At 70.6% G+C, this 10,835-nt stretch carries 1 pseudogene; it reads right to left on the bottom strand.

Annotated elements, in window-relative coordinates:
• A pseudogene (locus tag BMY35_RS37290) lies at nt 1-10,835 on the bottom strand (amino acid adenylation domain-containing protein); the annotation flags it as partial.

The raw sequence follows: 10,835 nt of genomic DNA, 5'->3' as shown, positions 1-10,835 counted from the left end.
GTTGTACAGCGAGCGGTGGCGGTTGGCCGCGCCCTTGGGCCGGCCGGTGGAGCCGGAGGTGTAGATGACGTAGGCCAGGTGCTCGCCGTGCAGGGGCACGTCGGGGTCTGCGCTGGGGCCGGTCTCCAGGTCCAGCCGGTCCAGCTCGATCGTCTGCACGCCGTCGCGCACGGGGATCGTCGCGGCGACGTGGCTCTGGGTGAGCAGCAGCGAGACGCCGCTGTCCTCGAGCATGTAGGCGATGCGGTCCTTCGGGTACTCGGGGTCGATGGGCACGTAGGCGCCGCCGGCCTTGAGGATGGCCAACAGGCCCACCACCATCTCGATGCTGCGCTCCAGCGCGATGCCCACGGGGGTGTCGGGGCGAACGCCCAGTGCGATCAGGTGGTGCGCCAGGCGATTCGCCCGGGCATCCAGCTGCGCGTAGCTCAGAGAGGCTTCGCCGAACACCACAGCCTGCGCATCCGGCGTGCGGGCTGCCTGCCGGCTTATCAGGCGGTGCACCGGCTCTTCATAGGGCCGATGCGCCAGCTCCTCGCCGAGCACCTGCAGTTGCACGGCTTCGCCGTCCGCCAGCAGCTGCACCTCGCCCAGCGCTCGCGCCGGGTTCCCGCACAGCGCCTCCAGCAACGCAAGCAGGTGCCGCGCCATCGCAGCCACGGCGGCATCGTCGAACTGGTCGCGCGCGAAATGAAAAGCCAGCGACAGCGTCTGCCCGCCGTGCACCGTCACCGTCATGGGGTAGCTGGTTTCCTCGCGGTTGTGCACCTCGCCGAACACCAGTCCGCCGGGCGCCTGTTCCTTCAGCGCCTGGTCGACGGGGTAGTTCTCGAACACCACGATGCTGTCGAACAGGCCCTGTCCGCCCTGCCCGGCCCAGCGCTGAATCTCGTAGAGCGGCGTGTGCTCATGCTCGCGCGATGCGAGGTTGCGTGCCTGCAGTTCGCGCAGCCATTCGCCCACCGACCTGCCGGCGCCCGGCGAAGCCACCATCGGCAGCGTGTTGATGAACAGGCCCAGCATCTGCGCGGAGCCAGGAAGCTCCGTCGAGCGGCCGGCCACGGTGGTGCCGAACACCACGTGCCGCTGGCCGGTGTAGCGGCCCAGCAGCAGCGCCCATGCCGCCTGCACCATGGTGTTGACGGTGACGCGCTCCCGGCGCGCCACCTGCGTCAGCCGCTGCATCGCGGCGGCATCGAGCGCGCCGTGACGCACCGATTGGCCGACGCGCCCGCCGTCGTGTGCCGCCCCGGGCAGGGCCGCCGCCAGCCGCGTGGGCGCTTCCACGAGGGCAACCTGCGCGCGCCAGTAGCGCTCGCTTTCGTTCGAGTCGCGCTCTTGCAGCCACTCGATGTAGTCGCGGTATCGCCCGCCTGGTGCCGGCAGCACCTGGCCGTCGTAGTGCCGCAGCACCTCGCCCATCAGCTGCGAGGTGCTCCAGCCGTCCAGCAGCAGGTGATGCACGGTCCAGAGCATGTGATGGCGCCGATCGGCGGTGCGCACCAGCACCAGCCGCATCAGCGGTGGACGCGTCAGGTCGAAGCCGCGCGCCAGTTCGTCCCGGGCGAGCGCATCGAGCGATTGCGCCAGGCTCGGGTCGTCGCGTCGATCGTGCACCGCCAGCGGCACTTCGAGATGCCGCGCCACCCATTGCGCGGGCGCCTTGCCTTCGGTGAGGAAGCCGCTGCGCAGGATGTCGTGGCGCGACAGCGCCGCCTGCCACGCCTGCCGGAAGCGGGCCACGTCGAGCCCGTCGACATCCACCCGGAGCTGGTTCACATAGGCGCTGCCTTGCGGCTCGTACAGGCTGTGGAACAGCATGCCCTGCTGCATCGGCGACAGTGCGTACAGGTCCGCGAGCTCGCTGCATGGCAGCGGCAGCCGGTCGAGCTGCGCCTGGCTAACACGCGCCAGCGGAAAGTCAGAGGGCGTGACACCCATCGCACCGCTGGTGCAGTGTGCGATCAGCCCCTCGAGCTCGGACTGGAAGCGTTCCACCCAGCCGCGCACCGCCGCGGGCTCGTGGCGCTCGCGGCTGAAGCTCACGCTCAGCGCCAGTTCGCCGTCGTAGACCTGCCCGTTGACGGAGAACTCGTGCTCGCGCGGCACGCCTTCGTCCACCGACGCGCCAGCCGATTCCGCGGCCGGCACCCACGGCGCGTTCTCGTCGAAGCTGCCGTCGAACTGGCCCAGGTAGTTGAAGACCACCCGGGCCCGCGGCAGCGCGCGCATCGCCTCGCGCTGCGCCTCGCTGCCCATGTGCCGGAAGACGCCGAAGCCCAGGCCCTTGTCCGGAATGCGGCGCAGGCTCTCCTTCACTCGGCGGATGGCCTCGCCGGGCTCGCCCAGCGGCTCGATCGCCACCGGGAAAAGGCTGGTGAACCAGCCCACGGTGCGCGACAGGTCGACGTGCTCGAACAGGTCCTCGCGGCCATGGCCCTCCAGTTCGACCAGGATCGACTCGTGGCCGCCCCAGGCGCACAGCGCGCGGCCCAGCGCCGTGAGCAGCAGGTCGTTGACCTGCGTGCGATAGGCCGCGGGCGCGTCCTTCAGCAGGGCCTGCGTGCGGGAGCGGTCCAGGCGCAGTTCCACGCTCGCCATGTCGGCCGTGCGGTTGCTGCCTCCGGGCCTGGCGCAGGGCAGCGCGACGGGCGTTCCGGCCAGCGCCCGCCAGAAGCCCAGTTCCTCCTCGTGCTCGGCCGCATGAGCCTGCAGCGCAAGCGCCATATCCTTGTAGCTGCTGGTCCTGGCGGGCAGCACCACGGGCCGCCCCGCGCGACATTGCGCGTAGGCCGTCTGCAGGTCTTCCAGCAGGATGCGCCACGACACGCCGTCGACCGCCAGGTGATGGATGGCCAGCAGCAGTCGCCAGCTGCCGTCCTGCACCTCGATGGCCAATGCGCGGATCAACGGCCCCTGCCCGATGTCGAGGCTGCGCTGCGCCTCGTCGCACAGGCGTTCGATCTCCGCCGCGTCGGGGGCCTGCCGCACCCACAGCACGGTCTGCGCCTCGCACTCGGACAGCGGCGCATAGGCTTGCCGCCAGGTGCCTTCTCCTTCCGTTCCCCGTGCATAACGCAGGCGCAGGCTGTCGTGCTGGCGCACCAGCGCGGCCAGCGCCTGCTCCAGCGGAGCGACCTGCAGCGGCTCACGGCTTTGCAGCAGCACGGCCTGGTTCCAGTGGCGGGAAGGCATCGCCTGCTCGAAGAACGCGGCCTGGATCGGCAGCAGCGGCACCTCGCCTTCGGCCACCGAATGGCCGGCCGGCCCTGTCTCCTCCACCTTTTGCGCCACAGCGGCGAGCTGAGCCACCGTCTGGCGTTCGAACAGCTGGCGCGGCGTGAGCTTCCAGCCCGCCTGCCGCGCCCGCGCGACGATCTGCAGGCTGAGGATGGAATCGCCGCCCAGCTCGAAGAAGTTGTCGGTGCGCCCCACCTGCTCCACGCCGAGCACCGCGGCCCAGGCGGCGGCGAGCATCTGCTCGACCTCGCCGCGCGCGGCTTCGTGTTCTCCGGCGCCCGCGAAGCTGGGCTCGGGCAGCGCCGCGCGGTCGACCTTGCCCGCGCCGTTCAGCGGCAGCGCATCGAGCACGACGAGGGCCGCGGGCACCATGTAGTCGGGCAGCACCTGGGCCAGCCGTTCGCGCAACGCCTGCGCGTCGACGAGCTCTCCCGGCAGCGGCGACACATAGCCCACCAGCCGCGCACCGCTCGCCCCCTTGCGCGCCACGACCACGGCCTCCTGCACCTCGGGCTGCGCGAGAAGCTGCGCCTCGACCTCGCCCAGCTCGATGCGGAAGCCGCGGATCTTCACCTGGTGGTCGATGCGCCCCAGGTACTCCATCTGTCCGTCGGCTCCCCAGCGCACGAGGTCGCCGGTGCGGTAGAGCCTGCCACCCCTGTCGTCGAACGGATCGGCCACGAAGCGTTCCGCGCTCAGGCCGGCCCGGTTCAGGTAGCCGCGGGCGAGGCCCTCTCCGCCCAGGTAGAGCTCGCCGGCCACGCCCGGCGGCACCAGCGACAGGCTCGCGTCCAGCACGTATGCGGTGCGGTCGCCGATCAGCCGGCCGATGGGCATGTAGGCGCTGTCGAAGCCGATGCCGCCCTCGGCCTTCGCGATCATCGGAGTGATCACGGTCTCGGTCGGGCCGTAGCCGTTGATCACGCGCCGCGGCTTCAGCACCCTCTGCACGAGCTCGAGGCTGGTGCGCGGCATCGCCTCGCCGCCCACGGTGTACGAACGGATGGGCAGCCGGCTGGCCGACTCGCCCATGAGCTCCGCGATCTGATGCAGGTAACCCGGCGTGAAGCAGGCGATGGTGATGCCATGCCGCTCGATCTCGGCGCAGGTGCGCTCCACCGACCAGACTTCCTCGTCGCGCGGCATCAGCGCGCTGCCGAAGGCCAGCGGCACCCAGGTGCGCTCGTGAGCGCCGTCGAAGCTGATGGAGGCGAACTGCAGCTCTCGGTCTTCCGGCGTCATGCCGTAGGCCTCGCCGATGGACTGCACATGCATGGCCAGCGGCCCGTGCGCAACGGCCACGCCCTTGGGCTTGCCGGTGGAGCCGGAGGTGTAGATCACATAGGCCAGGTTCCCGCCGTGCACCGGCACGCCGGGGTCGTGCGAGGGCTGCGCACCCAGGTCCAGCGTGTCGAGCGCCAGCCTGCGCGGCGCCTCGATGCGCTGCCCCGCCTCGCTGTTCGTGAGCAGCAGCGCGATGCCGCTGTCTTCCACCATGTAGGCCAGGCGGTCCGCCGGATAGGTGGGATCGAGCGGCACGTAGGCGCCGCCCGATTTCGCGATGGCCAGCAGGGCGACGACCATGTCGGCCGAGCGCTTCACCGCGAGGCCGACGCGGGTCTCGGGTTTCACGCCCATCGCGACGAGCCGGTGCGCCAGCCGGTTGGCGCGCGCGTTCAGCTCCGCGTAGCTCAGCAGCTCGTCGCCGAATATCAGCGCCGTCGCCTCCGGCCGCAGCACGGCCTGGCGCTCGACCAGCCGGTGCACCGGCTCGATGCCGGGCCACGACTCCACGTTCGCGCCCCATGCGGCAAGCCTGTCGCGCTCCGGCGCGGTGAGCAGGTCGAAGCCCGCCGCCGGCTGGGTGGAGCCGGACGCCAGCGCGTCGATCACGCGGCGCACGGCGGCATGCATGTAGTCGCACACGCGCTGCGCACCGACCGACGCGTCGATCTGTGCGATCAGCTCGAAGCCGTCGGCACGGTCGTTCACCGACATCGCGAACGGGTAGTTCGAAGTCTCCTTGAAGCCCAGGTTCTCGATACCACCCCAGGCGGCTTCGTGGTCGGCGTCGAGCTCCCGGTGGGCGATGTGACGATAGTTGAGCAGCGTGGAGAACAGCGGCGTCCCATTCGGCAGCCCGCTGCAGCGCTGCGCCAGCGACAGATGCGCGTGCTCGTGATGCAGCAGCCCGGTGAGGGCTGCGTGCGTCTCGCGCACGCAGGCGGCCACGTCGCGCGTGCCCAGGCGTACGCGCAGCGGCAGCGTATTGATGAACATGCCCAGCGCGCGCCCGGCATCCTCGCCGCCTTGCATGCGGCCGAACAGCACGGTGCCGAACACCACGTCGTCGCGCCCGGTGGTCTTGGCCAGCACCAGCGCCCACGCCAGGTGGAACAGCGTGGCCGCGCTCACGCCCGCCACGCGCGCTTGCTGGCGCAGCAGTGCCGAGGTGCCGGCATCGAGCAGCAGGCGGGCTTCGGCCAGTTCGCTGCCGTTGCCGCGCACGTCGAGCAGCTCGAACGGGGCCGTGGGCTCCGCCACGTCGCCGAGCATGGCGGTGAAGAATTTCTCCGCTTCCTGCGGGCTCGCGCCGAAGCGCGCCTGAGCGACGAAGCGGCGGAACGGAACGGGCGCGGGCAGCGCATCGCGGCGTCCCCGCAGGATCAGCGCGATTTCTTCCACCAGCACTTCCTCGGAAGCATGGTCGAGCGCCAGATGGTGGCTGGGCACCTGCAGCAGCCAGCGGCGGTTCGCCGGGTCGTGCGCGGCGATGGCGCGCAGCATCGGCGCGCGGCGCACGTCGATGCGGAAGTGCGCGGGGTCGACGTGGGCGCCGAGCCGAGCGGCCACGTCGTCGCCGGCGCCGAATTCCAGCCACTGCACCTGCAGCCCGGCGCGGCGATACACCACCTGCACCGGCTCGGGCAGCCCTTCCCACAGCACGGCGGTGCGCAGTATGTCGTGGCGCGCGACGACTTCGTTCAGGCTGTCGACGAAGCCCGCGAGGCGCGCCTTGCTGTCGAAGCCCAGCAGGAAGGAGTTGACGTAGACGTCGCCCTCGGCCTGCATCATGTGGTGGAACAGGATGCCCTCCTGCAGCGGGGCGAGCGGATAGATGTCCTGGATGTTGGCCGCGCCGCCCGGCACTTCGGCCTCGATGACGCGCAGGTGTTCGGGCTTCAGTTCGATGAGGTCGAGCATGTCGGGCTCGATGACCTCGCAATCCGCAGGAATGCGGCTTTCGCGCGCATCGGCGACGGACGACGCCTCGGCAGCCCCGCCGGCAGGCGCCAGCGCCTGCACGAACTCCGCCAGCCTGGGCTTCTGGAACAGCGTGCGCACCTCCACGCTCCAGCCCTCGCGCCGCATGCGCTCCAGCAGCTGGATCGCCAGCAGCGAATGGCCGCCCAGCTCGAAGAAGCTGTCGCCGCGGCCCACGCGCTCCACGCCGAGCACCTCGGCCCACACGGCCGCCAGCGCTTCCTCCATCGGCCCCTGCGGCGCCTCGTAGGCCTCGGCGCCGCCGCGCTCGGGCTCCGGCAGCGCCTTGCGGTCGACCTTGCCGTTCGCGTTCAGCGGCAGCCCTTGCGGCATGGTCACCCATGCGGCAGGCACCATGTACTCGGGCAGCACCGCGCCGAGCCCGGACTTCAGGGCGCTCACGTCGAGCTGACGCCCGGCCTGCGGCGACACGTACGCCACCAGCCGCGCGCCTCCTGGCGCGTCCTTGGCCAGCACGATCGCCTCGCGCACGCCGGGCTGGGCGAGCAGCTGCCCCTCGATTTCGCCCAGCTCGATGCGGAACCCCCGGATCTTCACCTGGTGGTCGATGCGCCCCAGGTACTCCAGCTGGCCGTCGGCACGCCAGCGCACCAGGTCGCCGGTGCGGTACAGGCGCTCGCCGGCACGGCCGAAGGGATCGGCGATGAAGCGCTCGGCACTGAGCCCTGCCCTGTTTCCGTAACCGCGGGCCAGGCCCGCGCCCGCCACGTAGAGTTCACCGGGCACGCCCACGGGCAGCCGGTTGAGTTCGCCGTCGAGCACGTGCATGCCCAGGTCGGGAATGGCAATGCCCACCGGGCTGCGCTGTCCTTCCTCCAGGTCGGACCGCGTGATCGGCCGGTAGGTGACGTGCACCGTCGTCTCGGTGATGCCGTACATGTTGACGAGCCGCGGGCTGCTGTCGCCGTAGCGGTCCATCCAGGGCCGCAGGCTCTCGGGCTCGAGCGCCTCGCCGCCGAAGATCACGCAGCGCAGCGCCAGGCGCTCGCCGGCATCCAGCGCCGGCGCATGGATCAGTTGCCCGAAGGCCGAGGGCGTCTGGTTGAGCACGCTGACCTTCTGCGCGCGCAGCAGAGCCAGGAAATCGTCGGGCGAGCGGCTGACCCAGTAGGGCACCACCACCAGTCGGCCGCCGGTGCACAGCGCGCCGAAGATCTCCCACACCGAGAAGTCGAAGGCGTAGGAGTGGAACATCGTCCACACATCCTCGGTCCCGAAGCTGAACCACGGCTCGGTCGCATCGAGCAGGCGCGCGACGTTGCGGTGGCACAGCTGCGCGCCCTTGGGCCGGCCGGTGGAGCCGGAGGTGTAGATGACGTAGGCCAGGTTGTCGGCATTCACCGCCACGCCGGGGTTGGCGGCGGGTTCCGCGCCCAGCTCGAGCGTGTCGAGCTCCAGCACGCGCAGGCCGTCGCGGGCCTCGATGCAGTCGCGCACGTCGCTCTGGGTGAGCAGCAGCGAAATCGCGCTGTCTTCCACCATGTAGGCGAGCCGGTCGCGCGGGTACTGCGGGTCCAGCGGCACGTAGGCGCCGCCGGCCTTCAGGATGGCCAGCAAGCCCACCACCATGTCCAGCGAACGCTCCACCGCGAGGCCCACGGGTGTCTCGGGCTTCACGCCCAGCGCGATCAGCCGGTGCGCCAGGCGGTTGGCGCGTTCGTTGAGCTCGCCGTAGCCGAGCTTCGCGTCTTCGTACACCACCGCCACCGCATCGGGACGCGCCAGCGCCTGCGATTCGATCATCGCGTGCAGCGTCCGCGCGGAGGCACCCACCTCCGGCTGGCGCACGCGGCTCCAGTCCTCGAGCAGCGAGGCCTCGGCCTCGCCCAGCAGGCGCACGTCGCCCACTGGGCGCGCCGGATCGTCCGCCAGCGCCTCCAGCAGCGCGAGGTAGTGCGAGCCCATGCGCGCGATGGTGTCCGCGTCGAACAGCTCGCTTGCGTAGACGAACTTCAGCCGCACCTCGCCGGCTTCGTCCTGCACGGCGTCGAGCGTCAGTTCGAACTGCGCGGCCTGTCCGCCCAGTGCATAGCTCCGCGCATCGAGGCCTGGCAGGGCCTGCGCGCCGCGCCGGCCCTCGCGCTGGAAGTTCAGCATCACCTGGAACAGCGGGCTGTGGCTCATGCTGCGCTCGGGCTGCAATGCCTCGACCAGCTGCTCGAAAGGCAGGTCCTGATGCTCCTGCGCGCCCAGCGCCGCCTGGGCCGCCTGCTCCAGCACCTGGCGCAGCGGCATGCGCGCGTCGATACGGTTGCGCAGCACCTGCGTATTGACGAAGAAGCCGACCACGCCTTCGGTTTCGACGCGGTTGCGGTTGGCCACCGGCGCGCCCACGCGGATGTCGTCCTGCGCGGTATGGCGATGCAGCAGGGCCTGGAAGCCCGCCAGCAGCGCCATGAAGAGCGAAGCGCCTTGTGCCTGCGCGCGCTGCTGCAGGCGCGCGGCCAGTGCCTGCGGCACTGCGAGGCCGTGGTGCGCAGCGCGGTATCCACCCTCGGCCCTGCGGGGATGGTCCGTCGGCAGTTGCAGCACCGGATGCTCGGTGCCGAGCTGTTCTCGCCAATAGGCAAGCTGCCTGTCGCGCTCCCCAGCCTCCATCCAGTGGCGCTGCCAGGTCGCGTAGTCGGCGTACCTCACGGGAAGAGCCTGCAGGGCGGCCTCCCGCCCCTGCACGCCTGCGGCGTACAGCGCCATGAATTCGTCGACGAGGATCTGCATCGACCAGCCGTCCGACACGATGTGATGCATCACCACCACCAGCACATGCTGGCTCGCGTCCAGGCGGATCACGCTCACGCGCAGCAGCGGGCCACGCGTGAGGTCGAAGGGCGTGTCGTTCACGCGGCCTGCCTCTTCCGCCGCCAGCGCCTCGCGCCGCGAGGTTTCCCCGGCGGCGCTAAGGTCGACCAGCGGGATGTCCAACGCCAGCGAAGGCACGATCACCTGTTCGGCCAGCCCGTCGTCCGTGGGCGCGAAGACCGTGCGCAACGATGCATGGCGCGCCACCAGCGTCTGGAATGCGGCCCTCAGCGCGTCGACGTCGAGCTCGCCCTGCAACCGCAGGCCGCCGCAGATGTGGTACGCCGTGCTCGCTGCATCGAGCTTCCACAGGAACCACTGGCGGCGCTGCGCGTACGACAGCGTCCGCTCCTCGCCCGATGCGGCGCTGCCCGCGACGATGGGGAACTGCCCGATGCGCAGGCCTTCGGCACGGATCTTCTGGAATACCGCGCGGCGTTGCTGCGCCGACAACTGCGCAAAGCGCTCCGCGATGCGCTGCGTCGTCGCGCTGCCGTTGCTGTTGTTGTTGCTGCTGCTCATCAAACTTCTCCCAGACTGTCGATAAAGGAGTCGACGGCCGAAAGCGCGTCGTCGGCGCCTCCCTGAGTGGCCGGGGCTCCGGTGTGCAATGCCATGTCTTTCAGGACCGGGTGGCGGAATACATCCTGGATGGCGATGTCGGCCTGCATCGCGGACTGGACGCGCGCCACCATCTGGACGGCCAGCAGCGAATGGCCGCCGAGGTCGAAGAAGCTGTCGTTCCGCCCTACCCTCTCGAGGCCCAGTACCTGCGCCCAAACGGCCGCGAGCGCCTGCTCCGCGTTGCCCTGCGGCTCTTCGTAGACCCGTTGCATGCCCTGCTCCAGCTCGGGAAGCTGCTTGCGGTCGACCTTGCCGTTCACGTTCAGTGGCAGCGAAGGCAGCACCGCGATGGCGGCGGGCACCATGTATTCGGGCAGCGCTTGTGCCAGGCGCGTTCGCAGGCTGGCAGCATCGGCTTCGTGGCCGGCCTGCGGCGACACATAGGCCAGCAGCCGCGCGCCGCCCGGCCCTTCCTTCGCCACCACCACGGCCTCGCGCACCTCCGGCTGCGCGAGCAGCTGCGTCTCGATCTCGCCGAGCTCGATGCGGAAGCCGCGGATCTTGATCTGGTGGTCGACCCGGCTCAGGTACTGCAGCCGGCCGTCGAAGGTCCAGCGCACCATGTCGCCCGTGCGATAGAGCCTCCCGCCCGCCTCGTCGAACGGGTCGGCAAGAAAGCGCTCCGCGCTCAGGCCCGGGCGATGCAGGTAGCCGCGCGCCAGCCCGACTCCGCCGATGTAGAGCTCGCCCGCCACGCCCTGCGGCACGGGCCGCAAGTCGGCGTCGAGCACCCGCAGCTGCGTCGCGGCGATGGCATCGCCGATGCCCGGATGGCCGTGTGCCACGCGCTGCGCGCTGGACCAGATGGTGGTCTCCGTCGGGCCGTACATGTTCCACAGCTCCACGCCCAGCTCATGCAGGTCCTCCGCCAGGTCGGTCTGCAACGC

Source organism: Variovorax sp. YR750 (genome assembly GCF_900109805.1).
GTDB lineage: Bacteria > Pseudomonadota > Gammaproteobacteria > Burkholderiales > Burkholderiaceae_C > Variovorax > Variovorax gossypii.
The sequence above is the reverse complement of the archived record's forward strand: the minus strand, read 5'-3'. Positions and strand labels throughout refer to the sequence as shown.